This window comes from Polaribacter litoreus, from assembly GCF_054584775.1.
The window spans coordinates 265,383-284,946 of sequence record NZ_JBTLRD010000002.1; the positions used below are offsets into that span (position 1 = coordinate 265,383).

19 protein-coding genes are annotated in these 19,564 nt (G+C 30.3%); 4 read left to right on the forward strand and 15 right to left on the reverse strand.

The window, feature by feature from the left end; all coding sequences use genetic code 11:
- Positions 1-1,488 carry a lipopolysaccharide biosynthesis protein gene (locus tag ACW9UN_RS02335; protein ID WP_459483515.1) on the forward strand — a complete coding sequence of 496 codons (1,488 nt, stop codon included), beginning with the start codon at positions 1-3 and terminating at the stop codon, positions 1,486-1,488.
- Here ACW9UN_RS02335 and ACW9UN_RS02340 read toward each other — a convergent pair.
- The 10 genes from ACW9UN_RS02340 to ACW9UN_RS02385 all read right to left on the reverse strand — a co-directional run bounded on the left by ACW9UN_RS02340 (position 1,479) and on the right by ACW9UN_RS02385 (position 10,440).
- The gene (locus ACW9UN_RS02340) at positions 1,479-1,784 is read right to left on the reverse strand and encodes a DUF6122 family protein (protein WP_459483516.1); all 306 of its coding nucleotides are present in this window, start codon (positions 1,782-1,784) and stop codon (positions 1,479-1,481) included. The genes ACW9UN_RS02335 and ACW9UN_RS02340 overlap by 10 nt on opposite strands.
- A gap of 157 nt (positions 1,785-1,941) precedes the next feature.
- On the reverse strand, positions 1,942-2,517 hold the full coding sequence (locus ACW9UN_RS02345; RefSeq protein WP_459483518.1) for a Crp/Fnr family transcriptional regulator: 576 nt from the start codon (positions 2,515-2,517) through the stop codon (positions 1,942-1,944).
- Between the two features lie 57 nt (positions 2,518-2,574).
- Positions 2,575-3,174 (reverse strand): WbqC family protein, encoded by a 600-nt coding sequence (locus ACW9UN_RS02350; protein WP_459483520.1) that lies wholly within the window; start codon positions 3,172-3,174, stop codon positions 2,575-2,577.
- Between the two features lie 75 nt (positions 3,175-3,249).
- A complete protein-coding gene (gene lepB / locus ACW9UN_RS02355; RefSeq protein WP_459483522.1) occupies positions 3,250-4,944 on the reverse strand; it encodes a signal peptidase I in 1,695 nt (564 codons plus the stop codon).
- 153 nt (positions 4,945-5,097) lie between these two features.
- On the reverse strand, positions 5,098-5,799 hold the full coding sequence (dapB, locus tag ACW9UN_RS02360) for a 4-hydroxy-tetrahydrodipicolinate reductase (protein WP_459483524.1): 702 nt from the start codon (positions 5,797-5,799) through the stop codon (positions 5,098-5,100).
- Position 5,800: 1 nt separating this feature from the next.
- Positions 5,801-6,397, reverse strand: coding sequence for a DUF5683 domain-containing protein (locus ACW9UN_RS02365; RefSeq protein ID WP_459483526.1), 597 nt, complete (start codon positions 6,395-6,397; stop codon positions 5,801-5,803).
- Entirely contained in the window at positions 6,398-7,282 is an 885-nt protein-coding gene (locus ACW9UN_RS02370) for a ParB/RepB/Spo0J family partition protein (protein WP_459483528.1), read from the reverse strand.
- 1 nt (position 7,283) lies between these two features.
- The gene (locus ACW9UN_RS02375) at positions 7,284-8,048 is read right to left on the reverse strand and encodes a ParA family protein (protein WP_459483530.1); all 765 of its coding nucleotides are present in this window, start codon (positions 8,046-8,048) and stop codon (positions 7,284-7,286) included.
- A 165-nt stretch (positions 8,049-8,213) separates the two neighbouring features.
- Complete coding sequence (locus ACW9UN_RS02380; protein WP_459483532.1) at positions 8,214-9,677, reverse strand: aminoacyl-histidine dipeptidase; 1,464 nt, start codon at positions 9,675-9,677, stop codon at positions 8,214-8,216.
- A 130-nt stretch (positions 9,678-9,807) separates the two neighbouring features.
- The gene (locus ACW9UN_RS02385) at positions 9,808-10,440 is read right to left on the reverse strand and encodes an NAD(P)H-dependent oxidoreductase (RefSeq protein ID WP_459483534.1); all 633 of its coding nucleotides are present in this window, start codon (positions 10,438-10,440) and stop codon (positions 9,808-9,810) included.
- Positions 10,441-10,534: 94 nt separating this feature from the next.
- Here ACW9UN_RS02385 and ACW9UN_RS02390 point away from each other — a divergent pair, with 94 nt between their 5' ends.
- From ACW9UN_RS02390 to ACW9UN_RS02400, 3 genes are read left to right on the forward strand one after another with little or no spacing between them, the layout of a single operon-like run.
- On the forward strand, positions 10,535-11,824 hold the full coding sequence (locus tag ACW9UN_RS02390) for a DUF2851 family protein (protein WP_459483536.1): 1,290 nt from the start codon (positions 10,535-10,537) through the stop codon (positions 11,822-11,824).
- Between the two features lie 55 nt (positions 11,825-11,879).
- Positions 11,880-12,464 carry an RNA polymerase sigma factor gene (locus ACW9UN_RS02395; protein WP_459483537.1) on the forward strand — a complete coding sequence of 195 codons (585 nt, stop codon included), beginning with the start codon at positions 11,880-11,882 and terminating at the stop codon, positions 12,462-12,464.
- Entirely contained in the window at positions 12,451-12,861 is a 411-nt protein-coding gene (locus ACW9UN_RS02400; RefSeq protein WP_459483539.1) for a hypothetical protein, read from the forward strand. Before ACW9UN_RS02395 ends, ACW9UN_RS02400 begins: the two co-directional genes overlap by 14 nt.
- Here the strand turns inward: ACW9UN_RS02400 and ACW9UN_RS02405 are convergent.
- From ACW9UN_RS02405 to ACW9UN_RS02425, 5 genes are all read right to left on the reverse strand, one after another.
- Positions 12,858-13,322 (reverse strand): TMEM175 family protein, encoded by a 465-nt coding sequence (locus ACW9UN_RS02405; RefSeq protein ID WP_459483541.1) that lies wholly within the window; start codon positions 13,320-13,322, stop codon positions 12,858-12,860. The two genes, ACW9UN_RS02400 and ACW9UN_RS02405, sit on opposite strands and share 4 nt — an antisense overlap.
- Positions 13,285-13,485 (reverse strand): TMEM175 family protein, encoded by a 201-nt coding sequence (locus ACW9UN_RS02410; protein WP_459483543.1) that lies wholly within the window; start codon positions 13,483-13,485, stop codon positions 13,285-13,287. Before ACW9UN_RS02410 ends, ACW9UN_RS02405 begins: the two co-directional genes overlap by 38 nt.
- 5 nt (positions 13,486-13,490) lie before the next feature.
- The gene (locus ACW9UN_RS02415; protein WP_459483545.1) at positions 13,491-14,672 is read right to left on the reverse strand and encodes a nuclear transport factor 2 family protein; all 1,182 of its coding nucleotides are present in this window, start codon (positions 14,670-14,672) and stop codon (positions 13,491-13,493) included.
- 218 nt (positions 14,673-14,890) lie between these two features.
- On the reverse strand, positions 14,891-18,535 hold the full coding sequence (locus tag ACW9UN_RS02420; protein WP_459483547.1) for an ABC transporter permease/M1 family aminopeptidase: 3,645 nt from the start codon (positions 18,533-18,535) through the stop codon (positions 14,891-14,893).
- Between the two features lie 29 nt (positions 18,536-18,564).
- Entirely contained in the window at positions 18,565-19,452 is an 888-nt protein-coding gene (locus ACW9UN_RS02425) for an ABC transporter ATP-binding protein (protein WP_459483549.1), read from the reverse strand.
- Between the last annotated feature and the right edge of the window lie 112 nt (positions 19,453-19,564).

Here is a 19,564-nt window from a genome sequence, read left to right on the forward strand (position 1 = left end):
ATGGGAATCGTATTAAAACAGTCTTTTAAAAATACACTTTTTATATATTTAGGTTTTGCCATTGGTGGTATAAATACTTTGTTTTTATACACTCGTTTTTTAGAAGATGAGTATTATGGTTTGGTTACTTATTTATTGGCAACATCTAATATTTTAATGCCATTAATTGCCTTAGGGATTCATCATACTATTGTAAAATTCTTTTCGAGTTATTTTACTAAAATAGAGAAAGATAAGTTTTTATCTTCTGTGCTATTTTTACCTTTATTTATAGCAATACCAATGGGATTTTTTGGTAATTTATTTTACGAAGAAATTAGTAACTATTTATCCGAAGAAAACCCAATTATAAAAGAATACACCTTTGTTATTTATTTAGTGGCATTTACCTGTGCTTATTTCGAGGTTTTTTATGCTTGGGCAAAAGTGCAGTTTCAATCGGTTTTTGGTAATATTTTAAAAGAACTTTGGAATAGGGCAGTAGTTATGATGCTATTATTTGCAGTTTATTTTGATTGGATTACCAAATCAGAATTCATTTATTACCTAACAGCAGCTTATTTTTTAAGAATGTTTGTAATGATGTTTTATGCCTTTAGTTTGTATTTTCCGAAATTCACTTTTTCTACACCCGATAATTTTAAAGAAATTTTACGTTTTTCGTTATATATAATTTTGGCAGGTAGTGCAGGAGCCATAATTTTAGATATTGATAAGTTTATGATTCCTGGAAAAGAAACTCTAGAAAAAGCTGCTTATTATTCTGTTGCAGTGTTTATTGGTTCTTTTATAGAAGCACCAAGTAGAGCCATGTTAAATATTTTACAGCCATTAACTTCTAAAACGTTAAACGAAGAAAATCATAAAGAAGTGGCTTCTTTATATAAAAAGAGCTCTATTAATTTATTGTTGATTAGTGGCTTTTTCTTTGTGTTGATTAATGCAAACATTCACCAATTGTTTAATCTATTACCAAAAGAATATGCAGGTGGAACTTTAGTGGTTTTTATGATTTCTTTGCTTAAAATGTACAATGGTTTTTTAGGCAATAATGGGGCAATTATCAATAATTCTAAGTTTTATAGAATTGTTTTGCCTTTAAGTTTAGGAATGGCTTTTTCTGTGTATTTTTTAAATAAACTTTTTTATTACGAGTTAGAAATGGGTACTGATGGTTTGGCTTTTGCCACTTTAATAATCATTTTTGTAGCCAATACTTTTAGGTTGTTATTTGTAAAAAGAAAATTTTTAATGACACCTTTTACCAACAAAACCTTTGTATTGTTTGTTATAATTACTGTTTTGTATTTGATTTTTAATTTTTGGGATTTTACAATAAGCAATATTTATTTGTTTAAATTCCCAATTCATCCAATTATAAACATCATTTTAAAAAGTATTCTTATTACTGTGGTTTATTTTATTTTGATTATCAAATTACATATTTCTGATGATATCAATCGAATCTTTAAAAGATTTTACAAATAACAATCTATAAAATCTGTTAGCATATGAAACAACAACGCTACACAGAGTATTCTAACTTTTTTAAATAATAAACCAATTGCATAAAAGCTAATCGCGATATAAGAATGCAAAGGATGAAAGTTAATACTGCATCTGTTTTCTTCAAAAATAGGATTGGCTAGTAGATGATCTATATCTACCAACATCGAACATAAAAAAATAAGGTACACTTTTTTCCAATTTTTTCTAAAAAAGAAAAAGGCAATAAACAAAGGTGCAATAAAGTGTAACGAATAATGAATGGTGAATTTTAGCATAAAAAAAAGACTTATTGTAAAAATAAGTCTTTTTTAACAACTAAAAAGTTATAAAATAACTGGGGGAGTTTTTAATTGCTTTATTCAAATATATGTAATAGTCTCGCTTTAATAATTAACATATGTTAATTATTTGAAGTTTTTTTTAATTTTTTTGTTATCTTGAGTAAATTTCTTTGCGGATTCTGCTTAATTGTACAGCAGAAACATTAAGGTAAGATGCAATATGGTATTGAGGTATAAGAGTTTCTATCTGTGGAATTTCTTTTTTTAATTTTAAATAACGCTCAGTAGCATTTAAAACAGACAACTCATAAATTCTAGATTCTAAAAGCAAGAATACACGTTCTAACAGTTCACTATAAAACCTTAAAATATGATGGTCTTTATGAGAAAGTGTTATAAAATCTTGATACACAATTTTATATACATTGCAATCTGTAAGGCACTCATAGCTTAATGTACTTGGCATTCCAGAAATTAACGAACTTAAGGCACCTGTTGTTTTACCAGCTGTAAAAATGGTTCTGGTGTGTTCTTTGCCTTTTTCATCTGCATAAAACGAACGCATAACACCAGATTTAACAATATAAAAATCTTTGGCAACCTCACCTTCTTTAATAATAAAATCGTTTTTACTAAATGCTTCTTCAGTAGCCAAATTTACAAACGAATCCATGCTTTCTGCGGGGAAATCTTTGAATTTATCAATAAATTGATTGAGTGAAAACATATCTTGTTTACTAGTGCCTTCTTAATATAAGTAAAAATTATTAATAAACAATAAATATTACAAAAAACTTACTGCATTAGGTCCTTCCATAAACAAAAGATCTAAAACGGATAAATTTGGAATAAAACCATGTTTGTCATCAAACATTTGAGTGTAGGCATCAAATTTTTTTTGGGGTTGATGTTTTTTATCTGATAAAATTCTAAAATCATTTTTAATGGTTTCAGGTTGTTGATAGCTTGAGGTTTTTTTAAAATTCAAGTTCAATTGTAATGTATCCATTATAAAAAGATGAGCATCAATATTGATATCTAGTAGATATTTGTATTTTTTATGAAAAATAGGTGCAATATCATCTTCTAAAAAATCAAAAAAAGGAGAGGTTCTATACGCCACTTGTAACGATTTAAAATGCTGATCTTGCCAAGCCACGTTGTTTTCTACTAAGGTGTCTTTTGTTGCTTTTCTTCCGTTTTTTAAAGGATGTTTAACAGGAATACTTAATAATTGTTTACCATTACTGTTATAAATGTAGCATCTGTTTCTGTAGCTCTGTTTTTGAAAATTATCTTCGATTTCAAAAATAATTTCCTCAGCTTTTACAATTTCAGCATATTGAGCTATTGGAGAAAAGTAAGTTGGTATAAATAATGACATAGGTTTGGTTTTTTGTAGGCAATAGCTTGTGTAAGCACTGTGTTTACAATAGCTACTGCCAACTAAAACTGTATTTTATGCTTTCTTTTTAGATCTGTAATAGCTCCAACCAATATAAAGTGCAATTAAAGCAAATACTAAATATCGGTAAGATACAGGTTCTCCATCTCCTCCAACAGTAGTAAACATTCGGTTCCAGCGAATAGATTTTAGTTTTGCACCAAAGCTTGGGGCATTTGCATCCCAACTAAACCATATCATTACAGGTTTTCCTAAAACATGGTCAAAAGGTACATATCCCCAATAACGGCCATCTAAAGAGTTGTGTCTGTTATCACCAATTAAGTAAAAATAATCTTGTTTAAAAGTATAAGATGCTACTTTTTCTCCATTAATATAAATGTCATCACCATTTACCATTAAATCGTTATTTTCATAATTTTTAATAATTTGCTCATAAAAAGGTAATGAGTTTTTATCTAACTTTACAGTAGCACCAGCTTCAGGAATATAAATTGGCCCAAAGTTATCTTGGCTCCAACCCAACTCTTCAATATGAGGAAAAATAGCTTTATCAGGAGCATGATTTACTTTGGTTACAGAAACCGTTAATGGATATTTTTTAAGTCGGTCAACTTCTTCATCAGTCATATTGATATTAATTTTAGTATCAACATTAACCATTTTTAAGCGTTGTGCAAATTGTGGGTTTATACCGCCAGCTACCTCTGTATACAAAGAGTCTTGTCCTATTTTAGTAAGATTACCATTTTGTTTTATTGCTTCTTGTACTTTGGTATTCTCCCAATATTCGGTTAAAATTTTATAAACACCTGTTCTTTCTTTTTCTAATAAAAACTTAGGATAAGTGCTTTGACTAATAGGTTTTTTACACTCAAAAGTGTAATAAAATTGTAATTTAGCTCTGTAAGGCAGTTGGTTTTTTTTACCATTAATGTAAAAATAACCGTCTTTCATTTCTAAAGAGTCGCCAGCAATACCTACACAACGTTTTACATAATTGGTTTTTTTATCTACAGGTTTGTAGGTAAATTTTCCAGAATTATCTCCCCACATTGTAGCCAAAGAATCTGCTGGCCAATTGAAACAAACAATATCATTATTCTTTATTTTTTGCAATCCAGGTAAACGCATGTATGGTAATTGCGGACTTTTTAAATATGAGGCAGAAGCTGTATATGGTAAAGAATCGTGCACCATAGGCGCTGCAACAACTGTAGACGGAACTCTAGCACCATAATGAAACTTACTTACAAACAAATAATCTCCTATTAATAATGATTTTTCTAAAGAAGATGTTGGTATGGTAAAAGGCTGCATAAAATACGTATGTACCAATGTAGCTGCAATAATAGCAAATGTAATAGAGCTTACCCATTCTCCTAACTCCGAACGTGGTTTTAAACTTCTTGTAGGATTGTATTGGGCGTCTGTAGCATAATTGATGTAAAAAATGTACAACCCTAAAGTTACAATTACTAAAAACGAATCTAATTTTTTATAAAAGCCAAATGTTCTTATAGTTTCAATCCAAATTACAGGGAACATTAAAAGGTTTACAATAGGTATAAATAGCAGTATAATCCACCATTTTGGGCGATTTATTATGTGCATTAAAACTACGCCATTGTAAATTGGTATTGCTGCTTCCCAAGCTTTTCTGCCTGCTTTAACATATAATTTCCAAGTACCTAAAAAGTGTATTACTTGTATAGCTAAAATAAAAATCAACCATTGTGTATACGTCATAATTATAATATTGATGTCTGTTCGAGCGCAGTCGAAAACTCTTTTTTATTTTTAAACTTCTCGAAAACTGCGTTTCTATTTTCCAACAAAATTGTTTTCTAATAATAATCGAGAAGACTGTAGTTGAACTACTGTATTCTTATTGTATAATATTTAAGAGATGTTCAATACATCTTTCATTGTAAAAACACCTGTTTTATTCAAAATCCATTCTGCTGCAATTACTGCACCCAAGGCAAAACCTTTTCTATTATGTGCAGTGTGTTTAATTTCTATGGTATCAATATCAGAATTATACCAAACTGTATGAGTGCCAGGCACATCAGGAATTCTTTTTGCCACAATTGGTACTTCATTTTCAGTATTTTCATCACCTAAAACCCAAGCCGATTTTGATGTGTTTTCAATAACTCCTTCTGCTAGCGTAATGGCTGTACCACTTGGGGCGTCTAATTTTTTTGTATGATGAATCTCTTCCATAGAAACATTGTAATCTTCTAAAGTACTCATCATTTTTGCCAACTGTTTATTTAACTCAAAAAAGATATTAACGCCTACGCTATAATTAGACGCATAAATAAAACCACCTTTTTTTTCTTTGCATAAAGCAACAGCATCATCATATTTATCTAACCATCCTGTAGTTCCAGAAATTACAGGTACATTATTGTGTAAACAATTTGTAATGTTATTAAAAGCAGAATTTGGTACACTAAAATCAATAGCCACATCAGCTAAAGTAATGTCAATTTTATCATCAACATCTTTACGAATTACTATTTCATGACCTCTAGAAACTGCAATTTTTTCAATTTCTTTGCCCATTCTTCCATAACCTAAAAGTGCAATCTTCATTTTAAAAAGTATATTTAAATGTTAAGCCTACTTTTGGAGATTCAAATTGAATTGGATCTGCAATAAATGTAGGTTTTAGTGATAAATTATCGTCTGTATTAAATTGTAGTAAGTGTGCATTCACACTGGCTTCTACAATTTGTAAAATGTATAAAATTATTCCTGATAAAAGCGAGAAATCTCTGTTTTCGCTTAATTGTTCTTGTGCTGTTTCTAATGTTGTGGTAGATAAAAGTTCTGTGCCATCATTTAACGTAAACTCATCTTGTAAACCTGCTTTTCTTAATCTGTATGCAGTTCTATAGCGTTTATAGTCGCTATTATTTATTTGATAGTAATAGGTTGGTATGGCTAATGCGCCCCAAACAATAGGAGCTTTCCAGTATTTTTTATTATAAATTTGCCCTAACCCCGGAAAAATAGCAGAATAAAATGCGGCTTTAGACGGCCTTAATGGGTCATAAACTCCCTGAGGAATATTTAACTTATCTTCTATTTGAAGTCCTTTAACTTTTACTGCAGTAGAATCTTTTTGCGAAAAAAGCGTCGTAATAAAAAATACGAAACAAAAAAATGTGGTATGTTTTTTTAAAAACACTTACTTTAATAAGTTTTTTATGCGATTAAAATCTTCTTCTGAATGAAAGGGAATTGATATTTTACCTTTACCATTAGAAGCTATAGAAATGTCTATTTTATGTCCGAAAAACTCGCTAATTTCTTTTTTACTTTCTCTAACAAAGGCAGGTATTGTTTTCTTTTTAGGTTTAGCAATAGCGCCTGTTTTTAGGTTTTTTACCAAATCTTCGGTTTGTCTTACTGATAATTTATCGCGTAACACTTTTTCGTAAATTGCCAACTGATCTTCGGTATTTTCTACATTAATCATGGCGCGTCCATGTCCCATAGAAATAAAACCATCTCTCATACCCGTTTGTAAAATTGGGTCTAATTTTAATAAACGCAAATAATTGGTAACTGTAGAGCGTTTTTTACCCACTCTTGTGCTTAGTTCTTCTTGGGTTAATTGAATTTCATCAATTAAACGTTGGTAAGAAAGTGCAACTTCTATAGGATCTAAATTTTTACGTTGTATATTCTCTACCAATGCCATTTCTAGCATTTCTTGGTCGTTGGCTAAACGTATGTATGCAGGTATGGTTTTGCTACCAATTAATTTTGATGCTCTAAAACGTCGCTCACCAGAAACCAACTGAAACTTGTTTCCTGCTAATTTACGAACCGTTATTGGTTGTATAACACCCAACTCTTTAATAGAGCTTGCCAATTCTCTTAAAGCTTCTTCATCAAAGTATGTTCTTGGTTGAAAGGGGTTTACATCAATTAAATTTAAATCAATTTCTATGATGTTACCCACAAGTTTATCAGCGTTTTTGTCTGATGCAGAGTTTATATTTGGTGATTCTTGCAACAACGCAGATAATCCTCTTCCTAAAGCTTGTTTCTTGGTTGCTCTTGCCATATTATGCGTTCTTTTTTAATAGTTCTTGTGCCAAATTTAAGTAATTTACAGCACCTTTACTGGTTGCATCGTAAGCAATAATACTTTCACCATAGCTTGGTGCTTCTCCTAAACGTGTATTTCTTCTAATAATGGTATCAAAAACCATACTAGAAAAATGCTTTCTAACTTCATCAACTACTTGATTTGAAAGACGTAATCGAGAATCAAACATGGTGAGTAATAAGCCTTCTATATCTAATTCTGGGTTGTGAATGTTTTGTACACTTTTTATTGTATTTAATAATTTACCTAAGCCTTCTAATGCAAAATATTCACATTGTATCGGAATTATTACTGAATCTGCAGCAACTAAAGAATTTAATGTGATTAAACCTAATGATGGTGCACAGTCAATAAGAATATAGTCATAATCATTTTTAATATCAACAATAGACTTTTGTAACATGTATTCACGATTTTGTTTATCTACCAGTTCAATTTCTATGGCAACTAAATCTATGTGTGCAGGTATAAGGTCTACATTTGGAGATGTTGTACTCACAACTGCCTCTTTAGCACTAATGGTATGCTCTAACACTTGATAGGTACCTAATTCTACAGTATCAACATCTACGCCTAAACCCGAAGACGCGTTGGCTTGAGGGTCAGCATCAATTAATAATACTTTTTTTTCTAAAACACCTAAAGAAGCTGCTAAATTTACACTTGTTGTCGTTTTTCCTACGCCTCCTTTTTGATTTGCGATAGCAATAATTTTTCCCATAAAGATTGTATGTTACAAAAAGGTAAAATTACATTTTTTTCTTGTGTAAAGAAATGAAAGATGTTAACAAAAAGATAAAAATTTAAGATATTGTAAATTAATGATATAAACTTACTTATACTCTGTTTTTAAACAATTTTTATAAAAATAGCCAATAATGTACTGTTACTGTTTTTCGGGTATATTTTTTAAGACCTCTTTTAATAACTTCCAAAATTTTTGAGTTGATGAAATTTGTGCACGTTCGTCTGGTGAATGCGCACCTTTAATATTTGGTCCAAATGAAATCATTTCCATCTTTGGATAATTTTGTCCTAAAATTCCACATTCTAAACCTGCATGACAAGCAGCCACATGTGGTTGTTCGTTAAACAAATTTATGTATGTGCTTTCTACAGTTTTTAAAATAGAAGAATTCATATTAGGCAACCATCCTGGGTATGTTCCTGAAAACGCTACATTAAACTCAGCCAATTCAAAACACGAACGTAACGAATTTGCCAAATCCCATTTGTTACTTTCTGATGATGAACGTGTTAAACAAGCTATTTTTATTTTACCCTCTTTTACAACAACTTTTGCAATATTGTTTGACGTTTCCACTAAACCTTCCACATCAGAACTCATCCTATAAACACCATTTAAAGCTGCATAAATAGCTTTTATGAATTTTTCTTGAGCATCGATTTCCATAACTTTCTTGGGCAGGTCAATTTCTTGAATATCAATAGATAAATTTGGTTCTATTGTTGAAAACTCTTGATTTATTTTGTTGATAAGTATTTCACTTTCTGATAAAAAAGATGCTTTAGAAGCATTATTTAGTACAACAGTTGCAAAACTTTCTCTAGGGATTGCATTACGTAAACTACCTCCATTAATTGCTGAGATTTGTAGTCCATAGTTTTTATATCCATCAAACAAAATACGATTCATTATTTTGTTTGCATTTCCTAATCCTTTGATGATATCCATTCCAGAATGTCCGCCATTTAAGCCAGTTACAGCAATAGTGTATGCGGTTTTATCGTTATCAACGTTTTCTTCTGCATAAGTTTTTGTTGCAGTAACATCCACACCACCTGCACAACCAATCCCAATTTCATCGTCTTCTTCTGTATCTAGATTCAGTAAAATTTCGCCTTGTAAGAGTCCGCCTTCTAAACCCATTGCACCTGTCATTCCAGTTTCTTCATCAATAGTAAATAATGCTTCAATTGCAGGATGCGGAATATCGGTAGCAGATAAAACTGCCATAATTGCTGCTACACCTAAGCCATTATCTGCACCTAAAGTTGTTCCTTTAGCTTTTACCCAATCACCATCAACAAACATATTAATGCCTTCTTTATCAAAATCGAAAACAGTATCTGCATTTTTTTGATGCACCATATCTAAATGCCCTTGAAGTACTATTGCCTTTCTGTTTTCCATACCAGAAGTAGCTGGTTTTTTTATAATTACATTCCCAACCTTATCAACAATGGTTTCTAAATTAAGATGGTTACCAAAATCTACCATAAATTTGATGATTCTTTCTTCTTTTTTAGAAGGTCTTGGCACAGCGTTTAAATCTGCAAAGTGATTCCAAACCGTTTTTGGGGCTATATTTCTGATATCTTGACTCATATGTTTTCTTGAATTTGATGTCAAATTTAATTAAAAGTTTAGGATTTTATATTTCTAATGTGCATAAAAAGAATTGCCCCGAATTCACAGAAGAAATTGTGTATTCGAGGCAAAGATAAATGGGCTTATTTTAAGAAATATCAATCACTACATCATCAATGTTTTTTCTAACCTTTTTTAAATCTTTCATATAATCATCTTCTGCTCTAAAACCCACAGGTAATACTAAAACAGATGTTAAATTTTGTTGAGATAAATGTAACACCTCATCGTATTTTTCTGGTATAAAACCCTCCATTGGGCAAGCGTCAATTTTTTCTAAAGCGCAAACTGTTAGTAAATTACCTAATGCTAAATAAGCTTGGTTTTTATTCCAAGTCAACAATTCTTCTTGGGTTTTCTTTTCAATTTCGGCAGTTAAAAACTTTTTAAAAGGATCAATTACGGAATCTGGTGTAGCTCTTATTTTTTGAACCAAATTAAAGTACTTTTCAACCTGATCTGTGGTATATTCTTTAGGTACGCAAATTACAAGTAAATGAGACGCTTCTAAAACCTGTGGCTGATTCCAAGAGTGTAAAACTAGTTCTTTCTGAATTTCTTTATTACTAATTACCAATAACTTTAAGGGTTGTAAACCGTAAGAAGTTGCAGTTAAATTAAAAGCTTCTTTTAGGGTTTGAATTTGTAAAGAAGATAGGTTTTTTTTATTATCGAATTTTTTAACAGCATAACGCCATTGTAAACTATCAATTGTATTCATATTTTTATTTTAGGATACAAAAATAGTGGCAAAATCATCCATAAAAAATAGCTTACGATTGGTAAAATTGATGTAAACATAAATTTTTTGTACCTTGAAATCAAAAAAAGCAATGAATGAAGATTTTTTGTATTATGTATGGCAATACAAACTTTTTGCTAAAGCTAGTTTACACACAATAGACAATAAAACAATCCATATACGTAAATCTGGATTACAAAATGCGTATAGTGGTCCAGATTTTTTAAATGCTCAAATTGAAATTGATAACCAACTTTGGGTAGGAAATGTTGAAATGCACCTTAAATCTTCTGATTGGTACGCACATAAACACGAAGAAGATACCAATTACGAAACTGTAATTTTACATGTTGTTTGGGAGCATGATACACCAATTTTTATGAAAAATAATCAGCCGCTACCAACTTTAGAGTTGAAACATTTTGTGGATAAAAATTTATTGAACAACTACAATTCTTTGGTGTATGTGCCAAAAAGTTGGATTCCTTGCGAAAATCAGATTTTTAGTGTTGATGCTTTTTTAATAGCGAATTGGCTAGAACGTTTGTATTTTGAGCGCTTAGAACAAAAATCTACTTTTATAAAAGAATTGTTGGTAACATCTCATTACGATTTTGAAGCTGTTTTATTTAAACTTTTAGCTAAAAATTTTGGATTAAAAATAAATGGAAATGCTTTTTTACAATTAGCAAATTCTATAGATTTTTCTGTAATTCGTAAAGTACGTTTTCATGAAAATGAATTGATGGCTTTACTTTTTGGCCAAGCTGGTTTTTTGCAAGATGTAGAGGAAGCTGTATATCATCAAAAGCTAAAAGAAAAATATCAGTATTTACAACACAAATACCAACTAAAACCTATTTCTAAAAATATGTTTCAGTTTTTTAGAATGCGCCCAAATAATTTTCCAACCATTCGTATGGCTCAATTAGTAAGTTTGTATGTTATGCATCAAAATTTGTTTTCAAAATTAATGAATACCTCTAAAAAAGAAGATTTCTACGAGTTATTCGCTATTAAAATGAATGATTTTTGGCAAACACATTATACGTTTGGCAAAGCGTCAAAAAAATCACCAAAAAAATTGACCAAATCTTTCATTGATTTGCTTCTTATCAACACAATTATTCCTTTAAAATTTGTGTATTTACAACATAGAAATGCCTTAAATCAAGAAGTGTTTTTAGCGCTCATTCAACAAATACAACCAGAAAAGAATAGTATTATTACTAAATTTTCTGAACTCAATATAAACGCCAAAAACGCTATGGATAGTCAAGCTTTGTTAGAATTAAAAAACAGCTATTGCAATTCAAAACGTTGTTTGCAATGTGCAATTGGCAATACTTTGTTGCGAAAATAGACTTTATTTTAATAAAAACTGTAACCTTTATGGTAAAGCCGTAGTCAAAGATACAATGACTCACAACAACGACCAACACTACATTGCCAAAGTTATCAATGGAGATACAAATGCGTTTGCCTATCTTGTTGATAACTATAAGAATATGGTGTTTGGTTTGGCGTTTAAAATGACAAAAAACAAAGAGGAAGCAGAAGAAATATGTCAAGATACATTTATAAAAGCATATAAGAATTTATCTAAATTTAAAGGGGATTCTAAATTTTCGACTTGGTTGTATCGCATTGCGTATCACACCTGTTTAGATAACATCAAAAAAAATAAAAATAACGATAGTACTTTTGAAATTAATGAAGTTACGTTTAATCAGATAGCAGCAGTAGAAGATATTTTACAAGGTATTGCTCGTAAAGAAAGATCTGTTTTAATGGATAAATGTTTGCAAAAATTACCCCATGAAGAACGTTCTGTAATTTGGATGTTTTATTACGATGAGCTATCTTTAAAAGAAATTATTGAAGTAACCAATTTATCTGAAGCGAACTTAAAAGTGAAATTGCATAGAGCAAGAAAAAAATTACTGACCATTGTTAAAGAAAATTTAGCACCAGAAATGATAGAAAATTATGGGAGAAAATAAACATATGAAAGAGTTAGATGCTTTTGCGAAAAAGTATGTAAAAGAGATTCCTCAAGAACAACCTTCGATTAATTTTACATCAAATTTGATGCAAAAAATAACTCTAGAGCCAAAGGCAAAAGTTTTTAAAACACAAGCTTTAATCTCTAAGAAAGGTTGGTTTGGTATTGTAGTCTTGGTATTTTTAACGCTGTTTTTGACATTTAATCATACTGGAGAACGTAGTTTAAGTATTCCAGAAATCAATTTTTCTATTTCAGATCATATTGAAGTTTCAACTATTTTAGAAGGTATTTCTTTTTCAAATACAACTATCTATGCTTTTGTTTTCTTTGGGTTGATGATTGCTATTCAATTTACCTATTTAAAACAGTATTTTGATAAGAACATAGGTTAATATTCTAAGTTGTGTTTTTTATGAAATCGAACAGAATGAAAATAACAAAGAGGGCCTAAAAAAGCGTACACAAAACCAGGAACTCCATACATTAAGCCAATCTGAAATTTCGCTAAAAGAAAAGATACTAATCCTACAATGATGAAGATTAGAAAATGTCTGGAATAAAACAATAACTTCAAATTATTGTCATTGGTCTTGTCTTTTTTAAAAGTTCTTAAATACATAAAATATAAACTGGCAAAAATTAAAGAAAACCCAATACTATATAATTGAAAAATGTTTGAAAATTCATCAATACCAATTCTTTGTCCTCCAATACCTGTGCTTAATAAAGAACGCACTGGAAAAATGTAAAATAAAACTGTAAACAACAAAATCATATTCAGTGCAATAATCCAATTATCTATATAATCTGTACGTCTAAAGAAGTTGTAATGTACTTTCCAAATTACCATCATCACAAAAAAAACTCACGCCAAAACTCACAAAGTTAGGCAGTTCTTCTTTAAAAGAGGTAATATTGGTATTTGCGCCAATATTTACCACCATTAGTGTTGCTGCAAAGGCAAATACACCATCAGAAAGGGCTTTCAATTTATTTTTTGAATGTTTGAGTTTCATAAAAACTACATAAAAGTTACACTTGCAATTTTACCATTTTTTATGGTATAAATAGCCACAGCTTTAAAGGTTCGTCCGTTAGCGGTAACTAATTCGTGATCAATAACTTTGTCTTTATACACAATTCGGTTTAGTATTTTACAATGTAAATCTGGAGTGTTTTTAAAAAATGAAGCATAATTTTCTCTCATTTTTTCAACACCTTGATAGCTTAATGTGTTTGGAAAACGATATACTTTTACATCCTTTGCAAATGGTTTTAAAAAGGCATTTATATCTCTAGAATTATATCCTTTTAATTGTGCTTCTGCCAAATACCTGGGTGAAACTTCTGCAACAATTGCCAATTTTGTTCCATCAGCATTTATTGCCATTCTAGAAATGTTGTTGATGTTTTCATCAAAAAAACTAAAAAATAACGTGGGTTGTTTGTCTGTTTTAGGATTAAATTTATAAATCGTAGATTGATTTGGAATTAACAAAGTACCATCAGGTAACCAAGCAACATCTTCAGTTTTACCTACTGATGTAATGGTTTTAATCTCCTTTGTTTTTGGATGGATAGATTTTAATAACCAGTATTGCTCATTTTCTTTACTGATAAAACTCATCAACGCTGAATTCGGAATGCTATGCACTGAGCGCCCAACCATTTTTGCTACAGTTGTGTTGGTGTTTTTTTTAAGACCTGAAATGATTAAATGCAAACTATCATTTACAATTACAGATGAAACCAAGGTATTTTTATCAAACCAAGCAGGATAAGCTACTTTTAAATCTGGAATTAATTCTTTTGATTTTTTAGTTTTATAATGATAACTGTACAAACGTTGTAAACCATCATTATCTAAACGAACAGCAGAAATATTGTCGGACTTTGGTATTCTTTGAGGAGAATATTCGCCACCATTTTCAGTATTTGAAATATAATAAAGTTCAGCCTTTTTTTGTTTTAAATCGTATAAAGCAATGTCTGTATTTCCATTTCTTGAGGATGCGAAAATAACTTTAGAATGGTCGTAAAAATAAGGTTGACTATCATAACCACTATTGTTAGATATGTTTTTTCCGTTTTCTAGAACATAATTTTCACCATTTTTTTTAATATCAAAAACGTGAATTTCTGTATTGGTTTGTGCATAAAATGAAAGGGTAATAAAAAAAATAAAAAGGAAATTATTTTTCATAATAAATGAAGTAATGGTTTATGATTTGTTTCGATAGTGTTTAAAATCTAAAATAAGTGTAAAAAACGAGGCTTTCTGAAAAGTATTAAAATTTGTCATTTCGACTGCAAAGGAGAAATCTTATTTATTGATAATTAAATACATAGATTTTTCGACTTCGCTCAAAATGACATCTAAACCTACTTTTCAGACAGCCTCGTTTTCATTTAATTAAAATGTTATTCTGTTGTTTCTTCAACAGGTTTTAAATTATCATCAGGAATTCGATCAATTAATTTATTATATGGATCAATTCCTGCTTTTATAGGCAGTTTTGATGTTTTAAACGTGTAGGTATTAACACCAGGTTGTACCCACATTTTTTTGATAACTAATGGAACTTTTATAGTTACACTTTGATCATTTTTAGAATCATTATCAAAAACAGCTATTTCAATGAGGTTTGGTTGATTACCTTTTTCTAAAAGCTTACCATTTCCATCAAAGTAACTCTTGGAGCTTTCTATCTCTAAAGTTACTTCAAACTCATCATCAGCTAATTTTTTATAGGTGGCTTTTTTTACTTTATTGTTGTATAAAGTAATTTTTTCAAAACTATCTTCTAAATAATATTGTAAAGAATCTGGGGTAACAGCTTTCATATAACTATACCATTCTAAAGAAGTTGAAAAAGGTGCTTTAGGTCTAAATCTTGCAGCATCCATATAGCGTTTAAAACCACTGTTTAAGTTCTTTTCACCAATTAAATCTTGCAGACCATATAAAATTAACCCTCCTTTTCTATACCAAACATAGGCTTGAGAATCGTTATCTAACAAAGTTTTTTCGAATTTACTTTCATTAGCTCTTCCCCTTAAATAACTATCCAATTCTCTCTTTAAGAAATCTTGCATAGCATCAATTCCATATTCTTTCTTCATCACCATTAAAGAAGAATATTCAGCCATAGATTCTGAGATTTGATTCGACCCTCTTGTTGCTGATGGTGTAATTTGATGCCCCCACCATTGATGTGCAACTTCGTGTGAAGTAACCATATACACATAGTCTAAATCTTCAGGATTACTGAAATCGCCAACCCAACCAAAACTTTCTGCATAAGGCACTGTGTTAGGAAAAGATTGCGCAAATGTTGAATATCTTGGAAATTCTATAATTCTTATCTGTTTGTATTGATAAGGACTATAATTTTCTGTAAAATAATCTAGAGAGTGCTTAACACCTTTTACGAACTTATCTAAGTTGTATTTATGTGTTGGGTGATGAAAAATTTCAATATTTACTTTTTCGTCATTTTTACCTGTCCAAACATCTCTTAAAACATCATATCTGGCTGAAGAAATATTATAGAAAAAATCTAACTCTCCACGCATTTTATATGAATAGTATTTTCTTCCATTTTCTTCCCATTCTCTTTGTAAATAACCAGGCATAATGGCTATCTGATCTAAATCTGTACTCACAGTTCCTTCAAAAGTAATGTAATCTGCATCATCATTAAATAACAAGTTATTCAAGCCCCATTGATCATCTTGTTTTGGTAAAGAATATTCTTTGATGGGTAAATTATACTTCTTTCTATCTTTATCGCTAGTAATTTCACCTTGTGTACTATACCCAAAAGAAGGAAAAAAATCATTATTTAAGAAAGTACCATTATACACAATTTGAGATCCAGTGCCTTCATTTGGAAATCCTTCAAAATATCGTGTTATTTTTAATTCTAATTTAGCAGTATCATTAGGCATTAATGTGTTTGGTAATTTGTAAATTTCATAACCAAACTTATCAAATTTTTCTCCTAAAACAGGTGCTTCATTATCAATTAAAAATATTTCTTTTTTAACTTTAAAACTAGATTTTCCACCCCAATTTAAATGCAATGAATCAATTGGCTCATCAGATTTATTAACCATAATAAAATTGGTTTTTATGGTAGCGCTTCTATCTTTAGGCATTAAATCTGCATGAACTTTAACATCAATAATTTTAGGTTGATTAATTTTGGCATATTTGCTCAAGGTTTTTTCATAATCAACTCTGCTTTTTGTTCCAGTATCTGAATTTGCATAATAATTAAGTGTTTTCGTGTTATAGTTGATATAAAAGCCAGCTCCAATCCAAAAAATTAATAAACATACCACTGTAATGATTGTAGGCATTGTGAACCTGTTTTTAACAACTTGAAACCTTGATTTTATTCCAGAATCTGTACCTCTTTTCCAGAATAAATAACCAATAACAGCCAATAAGGCTCCGCAAGAAAGCCAATAAAATCGAAACCAAAATAAAGATTCGCCAAAATGACCAAAGCCATTCATATCAGAAATGGTATAACCTGGAGAGTATCCATACAAATACAAATTGTTATCGATGTTTGCGAAACTATTCAACCCAAACAAAAATGCCCAAATTGCAATTGCAATTACGTGACCCATAAATTTCTTTGTAACTATGGAATGCACAAAGAAAGCAAGCATGATAAAAATGATATACCTAGGATATTCGATAAGGTATAAATCTGTAAAATATTTACCAAACTCGAAATTAAAATACCCTTTAATAACTTGGTTTATAAGGCCACTAACTAAAACCATATTCACCAACACAAAAGCTATAAGGGCTAATGCTAAAAATTTAGAACCATACACAATTTTATTGGGTATAGGTAATGAGCCAAAAATTTGATTGTATCTAATTGCCCTTTCTCTATGTAAAACTTCACCAGTCATAAATACAATTAGAATAAAAATGAGAATTACATAGGTAAAATCTTTAACTTCTAACATGTAGAGCGTTAGTGGTAAAGAAGGTGTACCATAAATAGGGAAACCAAACCAAGCATCAAAAAATAAAAATAACACACCAGCTGCTAAGATGGCTTTAAAGAAATTATCTCGAACAATATTTTTGAATTCTAAAAATGCAAGACTAAATAGTAATCTTATATTTAAACTACCAGAGAATACTTTTTGAACCTTAGGAATTTTAGTAAGTGCTGCATTTGATGTACTTTTTGCTACTTCTTTTTTCTTCTTTTTCTTATCGTAATTTTTATTCAAGAATTTTTGAAAATCGAATCTAAAAAGGGTAAATAAAAATAAAAGTACGCCTAGACCTACCCAAAGTAATCTGTTCCAAACCAACATACCTTCAAAAGGAACTGTTAGGTTATTTTGTTCTTCGGGTGTCCAATATTGTGTAATATTTTGGTAGGTTCCAAGTCCAAACGGATCTAGTAAACTCACTAAATCTTTAGATTCTATATCTTGAGAAAGTGTTAACGTTACCAAATAAGTAATAAATAAAATAGCACCACCAGCATAAGCTAACATCACTTTTTTTGTTAAACTTACCAAGGCAAAGAAAATACAACCAGCAAAGAAAAAGTTGGTCCAATACAGTAAAATAGTAGGTTGTAGGTACCACCAAAAGTTAAAACTTGTAAAACGTTCAGCTTCTTCATAACCAGCATAAGGACCAATTTCAAAACCAATAATTAATCCTAATTGAAGGCCTAAACTAACAAATAGCAACACAAACATAGAACCAAAAAAACGCCCCATTAAATACCCTTTTTCAGTAATAGGGTAAGAGAAGTAGTAATTTTCAGTTTTATGCTCTATATCTCTATAAATAGGAACCCCCATAATTGCACTAGAAAGCATTATCCCAAAAATACTAATGGTAGATAGCATTGTAGCTATTGCAATTGGCGAGTTTACAAATACTTTTTCTGATGCAGGCCCATTTCCTCCAATAGAAAAGAATAAACCAAAGGCTAATAGAATGCCAAAATACGCCCAAGTTGCAGGTCTTTTTAATCTGTATTTTATTTCGAATAGAAAAATTTCTTTAAACATAATTGATTGTTTTATTGGTTTATACTCAATTATATAGAAATAGATTCCATACGTGAAGTTATCTCAGCAAAGTAGACATCCTCTAAATTGGCTACACTTTTTGTAAAAGAGTTATCAGGTTGGTCATCACTTAAAACATGAATTACAGTTTGTCCTGCTTTTAAATGTGTAGAGATTACTTGAAGGTTATTTTGATAACTTTCCAATTCAGTTTTAGGTATGGCCTTCTTCCAAATTTTACCTTCTACATTTTTAGTTAAATCTAAAGGATTTCCTTGGGCAACCACCTCACCCAAACAAATAATAGCCATATTATGACAAAGATTTGAAACGTCTTCTACAATATGAGTCGATAAAATAACGATAGTGTTCTCGCCAATTTCACTTAATAAATTATGAAAACGCACTCTTTCTGCGGGATCTAATCCAGCAGTCGGTTCATCAACAATAATTAATCCAGGATCGCCAATTAACGCTTGTGCAATACCAAAGCGTTGTTTCATTCCACCAGAATACGTACCTAAACTTTTATTACGAACATGCCATAAGTTGGTTTTGTTTAAAAGAGATTCTACCAAGTCTTTTCTTTCGCCTTTGCTAGCTACTCCTTTTAATTTAGCAATATGATTTAACATATTAAATGAACTAATTTTTGGATAAACACCAAACTCTTGAGGTAAATAGCCTAAGATTTCTCTTACTTTAGATTTGTTTTTTAAAACATCAATATCTCCTAAAGTTACTGTACCTGAGTCAGCCTCTTGAAGCGTTGCTAATGTTCGCATCAAAGATGATTTTCCAGCACCATTTGGCCCTAAGAGGCCAAACATTCCTTGGGGAATGGTTAAAGAAACGTTTTTTAATGCTTGAACACCATTTGAATACGTTTTACTCAAATTGCTAATTTGTAATTCCATAGTTTGTAAGTTAGTTAGTAGTTATCTGCTAACAAGATACAATAAATTAAGAAATAGGTTTGATATAGAGGTGTTTAGATTTATATGTGTAATATGAAATTGGAGTTTGTAT

What these genes read in the sequence shown, in the direction of transcription:
- ACW9UN_RS02400 (WP_459483539.1), top strand. Translation starts at nt 12,451, where the DNA reads ATGGGAGAAAATAAACATATGAAAGAGTTAGATGCTTTTGCGAAAAAG.
- ACW9UN_RS02335 (WP_459483515.1), top strand. Translation starts at nt 1, where the DNA reads ATGGGAATCGTATTAAAACAGTCTTTTAAAAATACACTTTTTATATAT.
- lepB (WP_459483522.1), bottom strand. Translation starts at nt 4,944, where the DNA reads ATGACGTATACACAATGGTTGATTTTTATTTTAGCTATACAAGTAATA.
- ACW9UN_RS02410 (WP_459483543.1), bottom strand. Translation starts at nt 13,485, where the DNA reads ATGAAACTCAAACATTCAAAAAATAAATTGAAAGCCCTTTCTGATGGT.
- ACW9UN_RS02345 (WP_459483518.1), bottom strand. Translation starts at nt 2,517, where the DNA reads ATGTTTTCACTCAATCAATTTATTGATAAATTCAAAGATTTCCCCGCA.
- ACW9UN_RS02425 (WP_459483549.1), bottom strand. Translation starts at nt 19,452, where the DNA reads ATGGAATTACAAATTAGCAATTTGAGTAAAACGTATTCAAATGGTGTT.
- ACW9UN_RS02380 (WP_459483532.1), bottom strand. Translation starts at nt 9,677, where the DNA reads ATGAGTCAAGATATCAGAAATATAGCCCCAAAAACGGTTTGGAATCAC.
- ACW9UN_RS02340 (WP_459483516.1), bottom strand. Translation starts at nt 1,784, where the DNA reads ATGCTAAAATTCACCATTCATTATTCGTTACACTTTATTGCACCTTTG.
- ACW9UN_RS02350 (WP_459483520.1), bottom strand. Translation starts at nt 3,174, where the DNA reads ATGTCATTATTTATACCAACTTACTTTTCTCCAATAGCTCAATATGCT.
- ACW9UN_RS02415 (WP_459483545.1), bottom strand. Translation starts at nt 14,672, where the DNA reads ATGAAAAATAATTTCCTTTTTATTTTTTTTATTACCCTTTCATTTTAT.
- ACW9UN_RS02405 (WP_459483541.1), bottom strand. Translation starts at nt 13,322, where the DNA reads ATGATGGTAATTTGGAAAGTACATTACAACTTCTTTAGACGTACAGAT.
- dapB (WP_459483524.1), bottom strand. Translation starts at nt 5,799, where the DNA reads ATGAAGATTGCACTTTTAGGTTATGGAAGAATGGGCAAAGAAATTGAA.
- ACW9UN_RS02395 (WP_459483537.1), top strand. Translation starts at nt 11,880, where the DNA reads ATGACTCACAACAACGACCAACACTACATTGCCAAAGTTATCAATGGA.
- ACW9UN_RS02375 (WP_459483530.1), bottom strand. Translation starts at nt 8,048, where the DNA reads ATGGGAAAAATTATTGCTATCGCAAATCAAAAAGGAGGCGTAGGAAAA.
- ACW9UN_RS02420 (WP_459483547.1), bottom strand. Translation starts at nt 18,535, where the DNA reads ATGTTTAAAGAAATTTTTCTATTCGAAATAAAATACAGATTAAAAAGA.
- ACW9UN_RS02385 (WP_459483534.1), bottom strand. Translation starts at nt 10,440, where the DNA reads ATGAATACAATTGATAGTTTACAATGGCGTTATGCTGTTAAAAAATTC.
- ACW9UN_RS02370 (WP_459483528.1), bottom strand. Translation starts at nt 7,282, where the DNA reads ATGGCAAGAGCAACCAAGAAACAAGCTTTAGGAAGAGGATTATCTGCG.